We start from the raw sequence: 18,002 nt of genomic DNA on the forward strand, positions 1-18,002 counted from the left end.
GAGTTCGATGGCCGACAGGTCAATTATGCGAATGCCGTGCCCGCCGCCTGTGCCGCCAATCAACGCATCGGCTCCGAGGCCGCCTTGCCGCGGCAAAGGCTTGAAAACCCTGGTAGAATTTGGTTCTTTCTCCGTTTTTCCCGCACCCCTTGCATAAGTGGGATAATGACTCTCAAAGTATCCTGATGAAACTGCCACGATGTCGCTCATTTTTCTCGTTTTGTTGACATCTAATTTGCTGAAGTTTGATGGCGTTAATTGGGCGCGGCGGTGTTGAATCGCTCCTTTTGCTCTTGGAAATTGCCTCATTACCGTGCGGAGGGTTAGCCGCCATTTTGGCGTTCTCCCTAAACGTGCAAAGGGGAAGGCACGCGAACGCGCCTTCCCCACACGTTCACCATAAGGCAAACGTCGCTGCATATTCCGAAATGTGTGGAAGTTCGGGCCTCGCCATAGTGGCGAAGCCCGAGAGTTGATTTGGTCGATCTAGCCGATCAGAAGCTTGGCTTCGTGCTTCTTGAGCGAGCGGCGCGCGGCGGTGTAATCGTCGACACCTTCCTTGCTTGTCAGCTCAGGGAAGAGCTGCAAGATTTCGTCGCGTTGCTCGGTGCCGAGACCGTCGAGAACCGACTGACCAGGCTGGAAGCTTTCAGTCCAAGCACCGTTCGACAGCACAACCTCGTGGTTGTCGAACATGAAGTGAACATATGTCACCCCGAGTGTGCCCACTTCATCAATCCCTTTGAGGCCGGTGAGGTGTTTGGCGGCTGCGAGCACTTCTGTCTCTTCAAAGTAGAGAGAGGTGCGCTCGTTGTTCAGCAGAACCCGGTGTTGCGGGCTGACGAGGATGTCATGCTCTGGCAGGTTGTTGCCAAGCGAGCCCTTCTGGATGAGGATCGGGCGCAGGTTTGGTGATCTTGCAAGATCGAAGCCTGAGAGTGCCTTCGTGCCCATCCAGCGGATTTCCTGAATGCCGTTGTCGCGGGTGATGATCTTGTCACCGACTTTGAGCTCTTCAACGAGACGCTCTCCACGCGGTGTGGCGATCGCTGTGCCCGGCGTAAAGCACGGCACGACGTTTTCGATCTCTTCGAATTCCATCGTTGAGGTGATGTTTCCATCCTCATCGCGGAACTCGACATAGCCGTCTTCACGGTCATCCGATGTGTAGACCACGTTGAGCGAGCCACCCGGGTTAACCGCTTCTGCGGCGCCTGTGAGGTCGAGCGTGTCGTAGTCGTTTGGCGAGCCGTCAGGGCGTACACCGTCCGGGCCCGAACCACCGTCAACAACGTCACCGGCTGTGATGTCGATGAACAGGTCTTGACCCTGCCCGCCGCTCATGGTGTCGGCACCGCCGCCACCTGAGAGCACATCATCACCAACCACACCGTCGAGGACATCGTCGCCTTCGCCGCCTTCCAGCGTATCATTGCCCAGTGCGCCGACCATTGTGTCGTCGCCTTGACCACCGATCAGGCTGTCGTTGCCTGTGCCGCCTTCAACGCTATCGTCGTCAATGCCTGCGTCGATTGTGTCGTCGCCTGCGCCGCCGAAGATGGTGTCGTCGTCGTCGCCTGTGGTGATGAAGTCGTCACCAGCGCCGCCTGTGACAAGGTCACGGTCGTCTTCAGGATCAGGATCAACATCGTCGGTCAGCGGTGTGCCGCCTGAAGTGTCGATCACGTCATCGCCTGTGCCGCCGTCAACTGTGTCGGCACCGTCGCCGCCTGTGACAGTGTCGTTGCCGTCGCCAGCAAGGATGCTGTCGTCGCCTGCGCCACCATCAACCAAGTCATTGTCGATACCGGCGTCGATCACATCGTTGCCTGCGCCGCCGTCGATCGTGTCGCGGTCGTCGCCTGTGGTGATGGTGTCGTCGCCTGCACCAGCAACCACGCTGTCGCGGTCATTGTCAGGGTCTAGGTCTTCGCTGTCAGGTGCGTCGTCGTAGTCATAGCCTTCGGTGTTGATAACATCGTTGCCCTGACCGCCGATGACAGTGTCTGAACCTGTGCCGGTTGTGACCACATCGTCGTCGATGCCAGCGTCGACATAGTCGTCGCCTTGGCCCGAAGTGATGGTGTCATCGTCGTCGCCGGTAAAGATCGTGTCGTTACCTGCGCCGCCAATCACGCTGTCGCGATCATCTTCCGGGTCTGGGTCAACATCATCAGTCAGTGGTGTGCCGCCTGAGGCGTCGATGAAGTCATCGCCTTCGCCGCCGTCGATGGTATCTGAACCGTCGCCACCGAACACACTGTCTTCGTCGATGCCAGCGTCGATGCTGTCATTGCCTGCGCCGCCGAAGATTGTGTCGTCGTCGTCGCCTGTGATGATCGTATCGTCGCCTGCGCCGCCTTCAGCGTAGTCGAGGTCATTGGTTGGGTCGAAGTCTGTATCGTCTGGCTCAGGCAGGAAGCCTGAAAGGTCGATATAGTCGTCGCCCTGACCGCCGAGGCCGGTGTCGGAACCGTTGCCACCGATGAGGCTGTCTTCGTCGATGCCGCCGTCGAGAACGTCGTCGCCGTCGCCGCCGATGAGTGTGTCATCGTCGTCTTCGCCAAGGATCGTGTCGTTGCCAGCGCCGCCGTCTACATAGTCGGTGTCGTTGTTTGGCAGTATGTCGGTCGCATCAACTTCATTGCCGCCGTAGGTGCTGCCACCTGCGTTGATGAAGTCATCGCCTTCGTTGCCGAAGATGCTGTCTGCACCGTGGAAACCGATGATGCTGTCGTCGCCTTCGCCGCCGTAGACAGTGTCGTCGTCGATACCGGCATCGATCGTGTCGTTACCAGTGCCGCCGTCGATCTCGTCAGCGTCGTCACCTGTAAAGATGATATCGTTGCCAGCGCCGCCAAAGACAGTGTCGAGACCGTCAGTGGTGTTCGGGTCTGTAACGATGCCCGGGTAGCCAGCGATTGGAAGGTTGGGATCGTCGCCGATATAGTCGGAGAAGGTGTTTGTGCCGGCGTAGATCGTATCGTCGCCGTCGCCAGCGATAATGTAGTCGGAGCCTTGCAGATCTTCGACGATATCGTTGCCTGCACCTGCGTCGACCACGTCGTCGTCGATGCCGCTGTCGATGCTATCGTCGCCGTCGCCGCCTGTGATGGTATCAGCGTCATCGCCTGTAATGATCGTGTCGTTACCTGCGCCGCCATCGACAGTGTCGTGGTCATTGTCTGGCTCTGCATCAACGGGCAGACCTGGGAAGACTTCGACGTCGATCAGCGGATCAGAACCCGATACGTCGATAAAGTCGTCGCCATCGTCACCGCCAGCTGCATCGTTGCCGTCGCCGCCAATGATGCTGTCGTTGCCGTCTCCACCTGCGATGATGTCGTTACCGTCGCCGCCGTCGAGCGTGTCGTCGCCCTCTTCGCCGCTCAGGTCGTCATCGCCGGTGCTGCCGTCAACATCGTCATTGCCGAGACCCGCGAGAACCGTATCGTCACCGTCGCCGGCTTCTACGATATCATCCTGGATGGTGTCGTTGGGCAGAATGGCGTCGTTGTGGTCGATCAGGTCGCCATCAGGGTCACCAACATAGTCGAAGTCGATAAGATCGTCATTATCCGTGCCAGAAACGATGCCATCCGGCTCGACCGGATCTTGCACAGTTACCGTCACGGTCGCTGTCGTCGCGTTGCCGGCTGGATCGGTGACTGTGTAGTCAAACGTGTCGGTGCCGGTGAAACCGTCGGCTGGCGTGTAAGTGATTGTGCCATTGGCGTTTACAACTGCCGAGCCGTTGGCCGGTTCGGTTGTGCCTGTGACGGTCAGTGCTTCACCCTCAGGGTCACTGTCGTTGCCAAGAACGTCGATCACAACAGGCATTTCAAGATCGGTTGTGTCGCTGTCGTCGCCCGCTATTGGCGCTTGGTTTGGATCGCTCACCACAACAGTTACAGTCGCCGTGCTTTCGTTGCCTGACGGATCGGTGATTGTATAGTCAAACGTATCAGTGCCGGTGAAGCCGGTGTTTGGCGTGTAAGTCACGGTGCCGTCGCCGTTTGCGACTGCTGTGCCGTTGGCCGGTGTGGTTGTGCCGATAACGGTGAGGTCTTCGCCTTCAGGGTCACTGTCGTTGCCGAGAACCGAGATCACAACGGCTTCGTCGAGATCAGTTGTCTCGTTGTCGTCGGTCGCAGTTGGAGCTTCGTTGCCCGGGTTAACCGTGACCACGATGTCAGCAGTGTCGTAGCCGCCCTGCCCGTCTTCAATCACATAAGTGATTGTTTCGGTGCCGGTGAAGCCCGCGTCAGGCGTGTAAGTGATTGTTCCATCTGCATTAGCAACGGCTGTGCCATTGTCAGGTTCGCCGACTTGAGTGATTGTCAGCGGGTCGCCGTCCGGGTCACTGTCGTTCTCGAGAACGGTGACAATAACCGCTTCGCCCTCGTCGGTGACGGCTGTATCATCGCCTGCAACGGGGAAGGTGTTTGGATCAGAGGCTTCTGTGACGTTGACTGTAACAGTCGCAGTGCTTTCATTGCCTGACGGATCAGTGACTGTGTAGTCAAATGTGTCTGTTCCAACAAAGCCAGCATTCGGCGTGTAAGTCACTGTGCCGTCGCCGTTTTCGACTGCTGTGCCGTTGGCCGGTTCGGTTGTGCCGGTCACTGTGAGGTCGTCGCCGTCAGGGTCACTGTCGTTGTCGAGAACGTCAACCACTACAGCGGTGTCTTCACTTGTTTCATCTGTGTCGTCACGGGCGTCTGGTGCTGTGTTCGGGTCGGCGTCCATTGTAGAGAAGTGAACGTCTGAAACCATCACGGCTTGCTCGCCCGTGCCGGCATTGTCATATTCGATTTCGATGTAGGAGACTGGGCCGTCGATGCAAACGAGAGTCGAGGCGTCGCCATCGGTGTAGCCATAGTTAACCGAACCGCCAGTGAGGACGTTTCCGTCTTCATCTACTGCTGAACCGCTTGAGAAGGTTACAGGAACTTCTTCACCATCGGGGCCGTAGGCGCGGATGGTAACGATGTCTTGGTGGTTGGGTGTGCCCGGGTCAACGTCGCCGCCGCCGCCGTCAATATCGTTGAGGCGGAACTTAACGTTCTGAACGTCGTTCGAGTAAAGAGGGTTTGTCGAGGAAAAGTCGATCGTGGTGATCGAAGTATCGTCAATGCCGCCTTCGCCGCCCTGGCCGTCGAGCTTCAAGAAGGACTGTGAATTGATGCCTTCGTCAGCATCGACATATCCCGGAGCGTTAAAGGTTACCGCATTGGCTTCCTCGTCTTGCACTTGAAATCCTAGTGAAACTTCAACACCGCCAGTGTCTACAGTTTCGCCGCCTTCAACCGAGGTGCCATATGCACCAAGATCGCCCCAGTTTAAAAACAGATCAGCCATTTTCGACCCTTCTCTCTACATCACGTCGGGGAAACCCCGGCCGCCGATTGAGAGCCCCTGCTTACGCTTGAGCTCTCGTTTCATCTTTACGAGAACGTCTGATAAGAACGAAAAGGATTGCAGCATATGTAAGCCGTGCTTGTGCACAGACTTCCTCGGCAGCAAATGCCACGACCCGAGCAAAAGGTATCGCAGCGCTTTTCGCATCATGCAGATGCTTCGCAGTTTAGCGGTCGCCCCCGTGACCTACTTACTACGCCCCCCAGATGGGCATCCTCATTCATAGGAGGTTTGCTTGCGCCTCAAAAGATAAATTTGTCGGGAAAATGGCGGTATTTCTCCCCGTCACCACATTCTCGCCTCAAAGTTGCATGCCTTATTTGAAGGCTTGGCCAGGTGGGGTCTGCTACAATTTGTGAATGAAAGGTTAACAATAACCTTATTTAATTGAATTTTACCGAAGTTTGACCGGTGTCCAATCCTGCAAGCAAATGCTCATTGTTGAGCAACTGGAAACAACAGATTGTCGCTTGCGATTGTCGAAAGTCATTCACATCCACCAGAGGTAGTAGATTCAATTGATCACAAAAGCGTAATAAAACTACTCAGTCGCCGTTGATTGGACACGAATCTCAAGAATTGCCACATTTCAACTGCCGAATCGCGGCTGGAACATGCGCACAAAAAGTCTGGTCATGACCATTTGCGGAGAATCACCGAATATTTAGACGATTTGGTGCCCAAGGTGGGACTTGAACCCACACTCCCGTTAAGGAATCGGATTTTGAATCCGACGCGTCTACCATTCCACCACTTGGGCCTTATCAGCCGTTTAGCGTTTTGAAGCGCGCTCGAAAAGCCCAAAATCACACTTCAATGATAGAACTGCGTGTATTGAGGGTTTCAACATCCATTCCGGCGAGTTTTTTATAGCCAGCGGCCGCCCCTTCCAGCTCGCTGAGGCTCATAACCTCGGAAATGTCGGCAAACCCCTCTGGTGCACGTTCGGCGACGACATCAAGCACTTTGTCGGGCCCATCACCACGGTTTGCCAGCACCAGAGCGTTTACCTTTTCGCGGCGCTCGGCCTCGTAGGCCTCAAGTGCATCTGCGGTTTGCCCCTTGTCGCGCAGCTCGCGGGCGAGCACACGGGCATCGAGAATGGCTTGGCTCGCGCCGTTGGAGCCGATTGGATACATTGCATGTGCGGCATCCCCCAGTAGGGTCATGCGCGAATGGCTCCAGCGGGGCAACGGGTTTCTGTCAACCATCGGGTACTCAAAGATATCGCCCGAAGCACGGATGGTCGCGGGCACATCCAACCAGTCGAATGACCAGTCCTTGAAGGCTGGCAGAAAGTCGTCAAGCACGCCCTCGCGGTTCCAGTCTTGCTCGCGCCAGCTGTAGTCTTCGGGCATTGAACGGTCGGCGATCCAGTTGATCAGGCAGGTTCCATCCCCGTAGTCGTGGATCGGGTAGCAGACGAACTTACAGTCTTTGCGCCCTGCCATGGCCATGCTGCGTCCGGTGAGAAACTTGGGGCCACGCGTCGTGCCGCGCCACATCATGATGCCGCCCCAGTGGGCTGCGCCTTCGTCAGGGTAAAGACCTGCTCGCGAGATAGAGTTGATCCCGTCGGCTGCAACAAAGACCGAACCTTCTGCCTCGCCAATCTTGTCACCGGTTGCGCGGTTGGTCAGCGTCGCGGTGATCCCCGCTTCGGTTTCGTTTGCAACGCTGGCGGCGGCGCCCATAGTGATGCACGCCTCACCTGCCCGCTCTGTGAGTGCGCGCAGCAACAACATTTGCATCTCGCCACGGTGAATAGAGTATTGGGGCCAGTTGTATCCTGCCAACGCGCCACGCGGCTCGCGCCAGATCTCTCCGCCTTGAGCCGAGAAGTAGCCGACTTCTTCAGTGCGCAGACCGACGGCGTCAAGTTCCGCTTCCAAGCCCAACTCAAAAAGTTCGCGGATCGCATGTGGTTGCACATTGATGCCAACCCCCAATGGACGCATCTCGGATACCGCTTCAAATATCTGGAACTTGATACCAAGTTGATGCAGTGAAAGACCAAGGCTGAGCCCACCGATCCCTGCCCCTGCGATTAACACTGTCATATCAGCCTCCCAAGCCTAGTTTACTGGAGTTTAGGTCGCAGCAAGCCTTGACGCCAGCGCAAAACCACTGCCCTATATGGAAAACAAAAAGAGCAGTTTATGTTACGCAGACTATACGGCTGGACGATGGGCCTTGCCGAGCACCCGAGAGCAATGTGGTGGCTCGCGTTGGTGGCTTTTGCAGAATCTTCGTTCTTTCCCATCCCGCCTGACATCCTGATGATCCCGATGATCCTTGCGCGACCTTCCAAGGCATTTGTAATTGCCGGAGTGGCTTTGCTGGCTTCGGTTATCGGCGGTTTGGCGGGCTATGCTATCGGCGCTTTGGCGTTTGAGCAGCTCGGGCAACCGATACTGGAAAGCCTGGGCAAGAGTGACGCCGCCGCCGCATTCAGCACACGCTTTAATGATATGGGCTTTTGGGCCGTGCTTGCTGCGGGGATAACCCCCTTCCCTTTCAAGGTTATCACCATCATGTCGGGCTGGACCGGCATGCCGCTCTATACATTCATTGTCACCTCGATCCTTGCACGCGGTTTGCGCTTTTTCGTTGTCGCAACGCTGTTATGGAAGTTTGGCGCACCAATTCGTGATTTCATTGAAAAGCGACTCGGGCTTATGTTCACACTGTTTCTAGCGCTGCTCGCGGGCGGCTTTTATGTAGTGAAATTCCTATGAGACTATCACGTCCTCACTTAATACTCCTTGCGGCTGGCGGCTCAGCCGCGACGTTGCTTGGAGCTTTGGCCTTTCAGTATGTTGGCGGAATGCCGCCCTGCAAGATGTGCTACTGGCAACGCTACCCGCACCTTGCCGCCGTTGCGATCGGACTGATCGCGCTGATGGTTCCCGGGCGATTCTGGCCAATGTTGGGCGCTTTGGCTGCGTTGGTCACGGCAGGGATTGGTGTGTTTCACGCCGGTGTCGAGCGCAAGTTATGGGCCGGCCCGTCCAGTTGCACATCGGGTGATATCGGCAGTTTGAGCTCTGCAGAGCTGATGGAGCAGATCATGACGGCTCCCTTGGTGCGTTGCGATGTCATTCCTTGGGAGTTGTTCGGCTTGTCTATGGCGGGTTGGAACGCAGCGGTGTCGGGCTTGTTGGTGCTGGTCTGGTTGATGGCGGCACAGAGCCGCGTTTGATCACTTTTTGGCGCTGAGCAAGAGAGATGTCTCGCTGGTGCTGACGCCATCAAAGCGGCGGATTTGCGTGAGAGCTTCGTCAAAGGCTTCCAGGCTGTCGGTGCCGATTTCTGCGATCACGTCCCAGCGTCCGTTGGTGCTATAGACGCTGCGCACTGTGTTCAGGCCTTTGAGCTGTCGCATAATCCGCTCGGTTCCGCGGCCCTCGATACCGATCATCATCAAACCCCGGACAGGCTCGGTTGCTGTGTCGCCTTTCATCACCACAGAATAGCCAAGAATTTCACCCGCCTGCTCCAATCTGTCGATGCGGTTGCGCACAGTTGCACGGGTAACACCCAGCTCTTGGGCAAGGTCGGACAGAGCCGCACGCGCGTTGTGGCGCAGAGCGGAAAGAAGCTTTCGATCAAGATTATCCATATGGTCAAAACCACCAGTCAGTTTGATACATTCGCATGCATATTGATCAATTTGCTGTCTGATAGCAACTCGAAGAGATTGATATTTACGAACCAACGCAGCTTAAGAGGGTTACATTCGCATGCAAGAAATCATTCTCATAGGAGCGCCTGTCGACTCTGGAAAGCGGCGCGCGGGCTGCCTAATGGGCCCTGATGCTTACCGCACGGCGGGGCTTGGACAAGCACTGGGTGATCTTGGCTACCGAGTTCGCGATTGGGGGAATTTGACACCCGCCGAGCACCCCGTTGACGACCCAGAGGCGCGATTGTTCAGGCAACACGAGACCATCGGTTGGACAAACCGCCTGAAGCGTGCGGGAGCCGACGCGATGGCCAAAGGCGTGCCTATTTTTCTGGGTGGCGATCATGCGCTTTCGCTTGGCTCGGTGGCCGGTGTTGCAGCCCATGCTGCCGAGCAAGGCCGCCCGCAGTTTGTGCTTTGGCTAGATGCGCATACTGACTATCACACGCCCGAAACCACCGATAGCGGCAACCTTCACGGCACACCGTTGGGCTATGTCACGGGGCGCGGAGGTTTTGGCGGTTTTCCCAAGCTGGCAAAGCCCATTCCGCAGGAAAACATCTGCATCATCGGTTTGCGCTCGGTTGACAAGCCCGAGCGTGAAGCAATGCAAGACACCGAAATCATGGCCTGTGACATGCGCATGATTGACGAAGGCGGTATTGCCACGCCCCTTGCCGGTTTTCTAAGCAAGGTGAAAGCCGCCAATGGTGCGCTGCATGTGAGCCTTGATGTGGACTTTCTCGACCCTACGATTGCTCCGGCGGTCGGCACCACTGTTCCTGGTGGGGCAACCATGCGCGAGGGGCATCTGGTGATGGAGATGATCAGCGACAGCGGGCTGCTCACATCCCTTGATCTGGTTGAGCTTAACCCCTTCCTTGACGAACGAGGCCGCACGGCACAGGTGATGGTTGATCTGGCCGCAAGTGCCTTTGGTCGCCGCGTGTTTGACCGCCCGACACGAGCTTTTTCATGAGTGTTCAAGCTCCTGCATCCGTTGTGATGATCCGCCCCAACAACTTTCGGCCAAACCCGGAAACCGCTGCTGACAACAGCTTTCAAAGCATCCCGCAGATGACTGCAAGTAAGGTTGCGGCGAGCGCTCTGGCCGAATTTGACGCCGCCGTCCGGAAGCTGGGAGACCATGGTGTTCAGGTTCATGTTTTTCAGGATGAAGCCACAGATACACCGGACTCTGTGTTTCCCAACAACTGGTTTTCAACCCACCATGGCGGGCATGTCGCGATCTATCCGATGTATGCTGAAAGCCGCCGTCGCGAACGCAGATCTGACATTATAGAAATGCTCAAACAGGATTACCGTGTTGCCGAAGTCACCGACTATTCAGGGCTGGAGCATGATGGCTTGGCGCTCGAAGGCACCGGTGCAATGGTCTTAGATCATATCGGGAGGCTTGCATTTGTTGCCCGCTCACACAGGGCCGACCCGATATTGCTTGAGCGTTTTTGCACTGGTTTTGGCTATGAACCGATCGTGTTTGATGCAGCGGATGCAGATGGTGCGCCAGTGTATCACACCAATGTTTTGATGTGCATCGGTTCGCAGATTGCGATGGTCGGTCTCGACATGGTTCAAGACCAAGAGCGACGTCAAGTGATCTGCGAGCGGCTGGAGGAGACCGGCCGCGAGGTGATCGCCTTGAGTGAACACCAGATCAGCGAATTTGCCGGAAACGCAATTGAACTAAAGGGGCGTGACGGGCTTGCTCTGGCGCTTTCATCGCGGGCTCTGTCGGCCCTCACACCTGTCCAAAGAAAAACACTGGAAAGCAAGTTTGATCTTATCGCGCTTGATTTGCCAACAATTGAAAGCGCTGGCGGTTCAGCGCGCTGCATGATCGCAGGCATTCATCTGTCGCCACGCACGGCGCCTAAAGGAGCATAAATATGACGAACCCGAACCCATCAGACAAGGCGCTGGTGCCTTTTGTGTCAGTCGACAACATGATGCGGCTTGTGCATCACATCGGCGTCGAAGATATGCTGCGCGGGCTGGCGAGCGAGATAGAGAGTGATTTCAAACGCTGGGAGCAGTTTGATAAAACGCCACGCGTTGCTTCACATTCGGATGTGGGGGTGATCGAACTGATGCCGACGTCTGATGGCGAAGCCTACGGCTTCAAGTATGTGAACGGGCACCCCAAGAACACCTCTGAGGGCCTGCAAACCGTCACGGCCTTTGGCCTTTTGGCGGATGTTTACACAGGTTATCCTACCCTACTCACCGAGATGACGCTGCTTACCGCCCTGCGCACGGCGGCGACTTCTGCTATGGTTGCCAAGCACTTAGCCCCCAAGGGGGCCAAGACGATGGCGATGATCGGCAATGGTGCACAATCCGAGTTTCAGACGCTGGCGATGAAAGCGATCCTCGGGCTGCAGAACGTGCGCCTCTATGACATTGACCCTGCCGCCACGGCCAAGGCCGCGCGCAACCTTGAGGGGTTGGGGGTGAATGTGATTATGTGCAAGAGCGCTGAGGAAAGCATGGAGGGTGCAGAGATCATCACCACCTGTACCGCCGACAAGCAATGCGCCACCATCCTGAGTGACAATATGATCGGTGCTGGTGTGCATATCAATGCCATTGGCGGCGACTGTCCGGGCAAGACAGAGCTTGCTGAAGCGATCTTGCACCGTGCGGATATTTTTGTGGAGTTCCCACCACAAACGCGAGTTGAAGGTGAGATACAGCAGCTTGCCGAGGATCACCCTGTCACCGAGCTCTGGCAAGTGATCAGTGGCACTGCCAAAGGCCGCGTGAGCGACAAGCAGATTACGCTGTTTGACAGCGTCGGCTTCGCGATCGAGGATTTCTCGGCGCTGCGTTACGTGCAGGCACAGGTCAAAGACACGCCCTTCTTTCAGGAGCTCGACATGCTGGCCGACCCTGATGACCCGCGTGATCTGTTCGGAATGCTTAAACGAGCAACCTAGAAAAGCCCCCGAAACCATAGGCTTCGGGGACTTCCTTCAGGTGGATCGACTATTGTATGTTGAGGCATAGAACCAGCCGAACCGCCTGAGCCTGCCACGCGGTTAGCCGTCGGTTGTCAGCATACCTGCTTCTTCAGCGGCTTTGATTTCGGCGTCGTCAAGCGCGCCGTCTGCGTTCGCATCCATCGCTGCGAAGCTTTCAGGTGTAACGGAGGGATAAACCGCCTGCACTTCTTCGATGGTCAAGAGGCCGTCACCGTTTGCATCAACTTCAACCGCGCTTTCGCCCATGGCGAGAGCAGGTGTCATAACGGTTGCGAGGGCGGCGAATGTGAGTGTCAGTTTTTTCATTTGCTTAGTCCTTGTGTTACGAGCGGTGTTGCTCGAGGCCTAAACAGCCACAAGACGAAAGCACCCGACAGAGGTTGTGCACCGATCTCGAAATTCGCGCTAAAGGCCGCTTAAATCCAGGTTTTGCCAAGCGTCAGATAGCCGAGCACAAACTTGCCGACTTGTTTGCGCGGGTTCGCGCCATGAAAACCGGAGAAAAGGGGCCGAAAATCGCCCATGACAAGGCTTCAGTTGCCGAACACCCGCCGCGGCGGTAGTTTGGAGCATACAGTATACATAGGCGCCTAGAATGTTCTTACGTTACATTCCTCTGATTCTGTCGCTGGCTCTGCCATTGAAAGCCATTGCCCAAGAGGCTGAATGGGGCGCACAGCTGGTTGCGAATGCGCGCCAGCAAGTGGGAATCACCACGATCTATGACCCCGCCTATGTCGTGCTTGAGTATCCGATGGGGGATTTGCCGCGTGAACGTGGTGTTTGCAGTGACGTGGTGATCAGGGCCCTACGCGACAGCGGCGGTATCGACCTTCAAAAGCTCGTGCATGAAGATATGAAAGCGCACTTCAAGAGCTATCCGACGATCTGGGCGCTCAAGCGCACCGACAAAAACATTGATCACCGGCGCGTGCCCAACCTTGAACGATTTTTCGAGCGCAAAGGCATGTCACTGCCGATCGAAGGTGATTTGCACGAGTTTGTTGCCGGTGACATTGTCAGCTGGCGGTTGCCGCGAAACCTGCCGCACATAGGGATTGTCAGCGACAGGACGGCTGCAGACGGCACACCGCTGGTCATCCACAATATCGGGGCTGGTACGCGCGAAACGAACATTCTGTTCACCTACCAAATGACGGGGCACTACCGCCCTGTCCCTGCCAAGCTGGAGTAAGGCAAAAAAGGGGGAGCCGCAGTGGCTCCCCTAAAAGTTTTGCCGTTCAGGCTCACTTATGTTTTACCGCTCGTAGTTTTATGCCTGCGGCCTGAACTGCTTCATGGGGCGAGCGCACCCGCCCCGTGACTGGTAAAACTTAGCTACAACCGCTTGTCGCGCCGCATGTGTTGCACTTCATGCAGGTGCCGTTGCGCACCAGCGTGTAGTTGCCGCAATCGCCACAGGCTTCGCCTTCGTAGCCTTGCATCTTGGCTTTGGTGCGCTCGTCCATGCTCATCATTCCCGAGCTGACGGCCGCTGTGCTGGTTGTTGTGGCGAGGGTGTCGCCGCCAGTTACCACTGCTGCCGATGTTTCGGGCACCAAGGTGTTCAGCGCGCTGACAGGATCACCGGAAAGTGCTGTTGCTCCGGCATACTGACCGCCCTGAAGCACCACGAGTTCTTGTGGCATGCGCTTGCGCAGGTAGCCTGTCGAGCTGATTTGCTTGAGCACTTCAAGCGAACGGGAGGCTGCAGTGTCGCTCATCTCTTGAATGTTGCTCACGCCTTCTTCTTCGCCGCGGCCGATGTCATCAAAGCTTGCGCCCTGCGGTTTGACATGGGCGAGATCGGTGCGATCAAGGTAGGACACGGCCAATTCGCGGAAGATATAGTCAAGGATCGACGTGGCGTTCTTGATGCTATCGTTGCCTTGAACCATGCCTGCCGGCTCGAACTTGGTGAAGGTGAAGGCGTCGACGAACTCTTCCAGAGGCACGCCATACTGAAGGCCAACCGACACGGCGATGGCGAAGTTGTTCATCATCGCGCGGAAGCCAGCGCCCTCTTTGTGCATGTCGATGAAGATTTCACCGAGGTTGCCGTCTTCATATTCACCTGTGCGCAGGTAGACTTTGTGACCACCAACAACCGCTTTTTGCGTGTAGCCCTTGCGGCGCTCGGGCATTTTCTCGCGGTGTGACTTTACAACTTCCTTGACGATGACCTTCTCGACGATCTTCTCAGCCAACACGGCAGCTTTTTCCTGTGGAGAGCCGCTTTCAAGCACTTCCATCGCCTCGTCGTCGTCCTCAACCAAGGCAGAAGCCAGCGGTTGTGACAGCTTTGAGCCGTCACGGTAGATCGCGTTGGCTTTGACGCCGAGTGACCATGAGAGCTCATAGGCTTTCTGGCAGTCTTCAATCGTTGCGTCGTTTGGCATGTTGACGGTTTTTGAGATCGCACCAGAAATAAAGCTCTGCGCCGCCGCCATCATCAGGATGTGGCTGTCAGTTGACAGGTAGCGCTTGCCGATTTTGCCGCATGGGTTGGCACAGTCAAAGACGTTGTAGTGCTTTTCCTCAAGGTGTGGCGCGCCTTCGAGCGTCATTGAGCCACAGACATGGGCGTTTGCTGCGTCGATGTCGGCGCGGTCATACCCAAGGTGCTTGAGGAGATCAAAGGTCGGATCATTAAGCTTGGCGGCTGGAATGCCGAGTGACTTGGTGCAGAACTCTTCACCGAGCGTCCACTGGTTGAAGACAAAGCGGATGTCAAAGGCTGTGCCAAGAGCTGCTTCGATCTTGTCGATCTCGGTTTGGCCGAAGCCGTGGCCGATGAGCGAGGTGTGGTTGATGCCCGGAGCATTGCCGAGTGTGGCGTGGCCGACAGCGTATGACACGATTTCTTCGATCTGCGCTGAGCCGTAGCCGAGCATTTCAAGCGCTGCTGGCACCGACTGGTTGATGATCTTGAAGTAACCACCGCCTGCGAGCTTTTTGAACTTCACCAAGGCAAAGTCTGGCTCGATGCCGGTTGTGTCGCAATCCATCACAAGGCCGATGGTGCCTGTCGGGGCGATCACGGAAACCTGCGCGTTGCGGTAGCCGTGCTCTTCGCCGAGCTTATAGGCCTCGTCCCAAACAGCCATTGAGAGGGCTGTCAGGTTTTCGTCGGGGCAGTTTACCAAGTCGAGTGGAACAGGCTTAACGGCGAGCTTTTCATAGCCCTCGGTCGCGCCATAGGCTGCGTTGCGGTGGTTGCGGATGACGCGGAGCATGTGCTCTTTGTTTTTCGCGTAGCCTGCGAATGGGCCAAGCTCGCCAGCCATTTCGGCAGATGTAGCATAGCTTACGCCTGTCATGATCGCTGTGAGTGCTGCACCGATGGCGCGACCTTCGTCGCTGTCATAACCAAGACCCATGTTCATCAACAAGCCGCCGATGTTGGCGTAGCCAAGGCCCAATGTGCGGAAATCATACGAGCGCTGGGCGATCTCTTGTGATGGGAATTGCGCCATTGTTACCGAGATTTCGAGTGTCACTGTCCAGAGGCGCGTGGCGTGCATGTAGTCTTCGGCGTTGAACTTACCGTCCTCAAAGAAGGTCAGCAGGTTCATCGAGGCGAGGTTACAGGCCGTGTCGTCAAGGAACATGTATTCCGAGCACGGGTTTGAGCCGCGGATTTCGCCGTCTTCTGGGCATGTGTGCCAGTCATTAACCGTGTCGTGGAACTGAATGCCCGGATCGGCGCAGGCCCAAGCGGCGTGGCCGACATCTTCCCAGAGGTCACGGGCTTTGATTGTTTTGGCAACCGAGCCGTCCGTGCGGCGGATCAGCTCCCAGTCAGCGTCGTCTTTGACGGCCTGCAAGAAAGCGTTTGTCACGCGGATCGAGTTGTTTGAGTTCTGGCCTGAAACCGATGCGTAGGCTTCACTGTCCCAGTCGGTGTCGTAGGTCGGGAACTCGATGCTGTCAAAACCCTGCTTTGCATAGTCCAGCACGCGCTTGACGTAAGTCTCGGGGATATGGACTTTCTTCGCGCCGCGGATAGCGGTTTTGAGCTGTTCGTTTTTCTTCGGGTCTACGGCGTCTTCTGTGCTGCCGTCCCATGCGCGGATGGCTGAGAAGATCTCGTTAAGGCGCTCTTCGTGCATCTTTGAGCCGGCCACAATGGAAGCAACCTTCTGCTCTTCCTTGACCTTCCAGTTGATGTATTCTTCGATATCCGGGTGGTCAGCATCGACGATGACCATCTTGGCCGCGCGGCGTGTGGTGCCGCCTGACTTGATCGCGCCAGCAGCGCGGTCACCGATTTTCAGAAAGCCCATGAGACCCGACGACTTGCCGCCGCCTGACAGCGCTTCATCTGAGGCGCGCAGGTGCGAGAAGTTGGTGCCCGTGCCTGAGCCATATTTGAAGAGACGCGCTTCACGCACCCAAAGGTCCATGATGCCGCCGTCACCGACGAGATCGTCTTTGACCGACTGAATAAAGCAAGCGTGTGGCTGCGGGTGCTCGTATGAGCTGGCTGATTTTGTAAGTTCGCCTGATTTGTAGTCAACATAGTAGTGGCCTTGGCCTGGCCCGTCGATGCCATAGGCCCAATGCAGACCGGTGTTGAACCACTGTGGCGAGTTTGGTGCAGCGCGTTGTGTGGCGAGCATGTAGCGCATTTCGTCATAGTAAGCTGAGGCGTCTTCTTCGGTTGTGAAGTAGCCCCCCTTCCAGCCCCAGTAAGCCCATGCGCCGGCGAGGCGGTCAAAAACTTGCTTGGCTGAAATTTCGCCGCCAATTTCTGTGTCTTTGGTTGAGGCTTCAGCACGCCACAAAAATTCGGGAACGTCTTTTTCTTTGATCTTCTTGAGAGCTGCGGGAACACCGGCTTTGCGGAAATACTTCTGCGCAATCACATCCGAGGCGACCTGACTCCAACTGGCGGGCACTTCCACGCCGTCGAGCTTGAAAACAATCGTGCCATCAGGGTTGCGAATTTCGGACGACGTCTTGACGAACTCAATGCTCGCATATGCGTCTTTGCCTGCCTCGGTAAATTTTCTCTCGATCTTCATGTCACTGCCTCGCCTGAGTGTTAACGTTTCTTTTCAAACGTTCGTAAAATATAATCGCGTGTAATTACGCGCCGTGATCGGGCAGACTTCAGCTACAGGAAAAGCGATACCGTGCGGAAAAATACCTTTCCGTGGCATATTGCGCCAAATGCGCTCGCAATTTGCTATGTGACCTAAACCTGTCCCAGCCCGTCGCTGACCCCTATATGTTGTGGTCTTGCTTCCGGTCTCCACAACTTGACGTATTCACCCATAGTTGGTCAACTTAAACTTTCCTAAATTTTCGTGAATTTTTGGTTGACCGAGTGTTAAACCCGTCAGCGATTTGCCGCGTATGTGATTCACCCACATGGTTCTCCACAAGCTGCGCCGCGAGACGGAAAAAACGGGAGGCGAAGAAAGTCAAAGTTTTAGCACCTTTAGAGAAACCATATTGCGGTTCACACGTTTTAGCTGCATGCCTGTTAACCTTTTCGGAGGCCACTTCGGGACTTCAGAAAAAAACTTCTCTCCTTGATCATATCGGGGCTGAAGGGAGACTTTGAGAGGCCGCAGACTCATCCGAAAAAAGAATCGGGGGTGAAAATGACGCAGAACCAGCAGACGGAGCTTGCCAACCTTACTCTTATCGGAAAACACAATATCTTGTGGTTAATCTCGGTCAAACACACCAAAAGCCCGCCGCCGAAGCGGCGGATGGCTTAAGAGTATGTGTGGAAATGGTCGGGACGGTAAGATTCGAACTTACGACCCCCTGTACCCAAAACAGGTGCGCTACCAGACTGCGCTACGCCCCGGACCGTGCGGCTCTTTAGCCCCGTTCACCGGGGCATTGCAACATCAAAAATCACCGCAAGCGCATTC

11 protein-coding genes and 2 tRNA genes are annotated in these 18,002 nt (G+C 56.1%); 6 read left to right on the plus strand and 7 right to left on the minus strand.

All coding sequences use genetic code 11. The annotated features are described in order from the left end of the window. Nucleotides 1–486 precede the first annotated feature (486 nt). From KO498_RS11915 to KO498_RS11925, 3 genes are all read right to left on the minus strand, one after another. Nucleotides 487–5,361, minus strand: coding sequence for an Ig-like domain-containing protein (locus KO498_RS11915; RefSeq protein ID WP_215960110.1), 4,875 nt, complete (start codon nucleotides 5,359–5,361; stop codon nucleotides 487–489). A 734-nt stretch (nucleotides 5,362–6,095) separates the two neighbouring features. After that, a tRNA-Leu gene (locus KO498_RS11920) sits at nucleotides 6,096–6,181 on the minus strand. A 46-nt stretch (nucleotides 6,182–6,227) separates the two neighbouring features. Continuing rightward, nucleotides 6,228–7,481 carry a flavin-dependent oxidoreductase gene (locus KO498_RS11925; RefSeq protein ID WP_215960111.1) on the minus strand — a complete coding sequence of 418 codons (1,254 nt, stop codon included), beginning with the start codon at nucleotides 7,479–7,481 and terminating at the stop codon, nucleotides 6,228–6,230. Nucleotides 7,482–7,580: 99 nt separating this feature from the next. On the opposite strand from KO498_RS11925, the gene KO498_RS11930 reads away from it, so the two are divergent. Beyond that, complete coding sequence (locus KO498_RS11930; RefSeq protein WP_215960112.1) at nucleotides 7,581–8,159, plus strand: YqaA family protein; 579 nt, start codon at nucleotides 7,581–7,583, stop codon at nucleotides 8,157–8,159. After that, nucleotides 8,156–8,623, plus strand: coding sequence for a disulfide bond formation protein B (locus tag KO498_RS11935; RefSeq protein ID WP_215960113.1), 468 nt, complete (start codon nucleotides 8,156–8,158; stop codon nucleotides 8,621–8,623). Before KO498_RS11930 ends, KO498_RS11935 begins: the two co-directional genes overlap by 4 nt. Here the strand turns inward: KO498_RS11935 and KO498_RS11940 are convergent, their stop codons facing one another. Then, entirely contained in the window at nucleotides 8,624–9,043 is a 420-nt protein-coding gene (locus tag KO498_RS11940; RefSeq protein ID WP_215960114.1) for an Lrp/AsnC family transcriptional regulator, read from the minus strand. 121 nt (nucleotides 9,044–9,164) lie between these two features. Between KO498_RS11940 and rocF the strand changes: the two genes are divergently transcribed. Genes rocF through KO498_RS11955 form a run of 3 tightly spaced genes read left to right on the plus strand, consistent with a single transcriptional unit; the run spans nucleotide 9,165 to nucleotide 12,066 of the window. Next, nucleotides 9,165–10,085, plus strand: coding sequence for an arginase (rocF, locus tag KO498_RS11945; protein WP_215960115.1), 921 nt, complete (start codon nucleotides 9,165–9,167; stop codon nucleotides 10,083–10,085). After that, entirely contained in the window at nucleotides 10,082–11,014 is a 933-nt protein-coding gene (gene ctlX, locus KO498_RS11950; RefSeq protein WP_215960116.1) for a citrulline utilization hydrolase CtlX, read from the plus strand. Before rocF ends, ctlX begins: the two co-directional genes overlap by 4 nt. Nucleotides 11,015–11,016: 2 nt before the next feature. Further along, a complete protein-coding gene (locus tag KO498_RS11955) occupies nucleotides 11,017–12,066 on the plus strand; it encodes an ornithine cyclodeaminase (protein ID WP_215960117.1) in 1,050 nt (349 codons plus the stop codon). A gap of 102 nt (nucleotides 12,067–12,168) precedes the next feature. Here KO498_RS11955 and KO498_RS11960 read toward each other — a convergent pair whose 3' ends face one another. Then, nucleotides 12,169–12,417, minus strand: a complete 249-nt coding sequence (locus tag KO498_RS11960; protein ID WP_215960118.1) for an EF-hand domain-containing protein — start codon at nucleotides 12,415–12,417, stop codon at nucleotides 12,169–12,171. A gap of 289 nt (nucleotides 12,418–12,706) precedes the next feature. On the opposite strand from KO498_RS11960, the gene KO498_RS11965 reads away from it, so the two are divergent. Continuing rightward, nucleotides 12,707–13,306 (plus strand): DUF1287 domain-containing protein, encoded by a 600-nt coding sequence (locus tag KO498_RS11965; RefSeq protein WP_215960119.1) that lies wholly within the window; start codon nucleotides 12,707–12,709, stop codon nucleotides 13,304–13,306. A 139-nt stretch (nucleotides 13,307–13,445) separates the two neighbouring features. Here the strand turns inward: KO498_RS11965 and KO498_RS11970 are convergent, their stop codons facing one another. Both KO498_RS11970 and KO498_RS11975 read right to left on the minus strand, forming a co-directional pair. Then, nucleotides 13,446–17,138, minus strand: coding sequence for a vitamin B12-dependent ribonucleotide reductase (locus tag KO498_RS11970; protein WP_215960120.1), 3,693 nt, complete (start codon nucleotides 17,136–17,138; stop codon nucleotides 13,446–13,448). Nucleotides 17,139–17,858: 720 nt separating this feature from the next. Beyond that, nucleotides 17,859–17,935 (minus strand) — tRNA-Pro (locus tag KO498_RS11975). Nucleotides 17,936–18,002: the final 67 nt, after the last annotated feature.

This window comes from Lentibacter algarum (genome assembly GCF_018860975.1).
GTDB lineage: Bacteria > Pseudomonadota > Alphaproteobacteria > Rhodobacterales > Rhodobacteraceae > Lentibacter > Lentibacter algarum_A.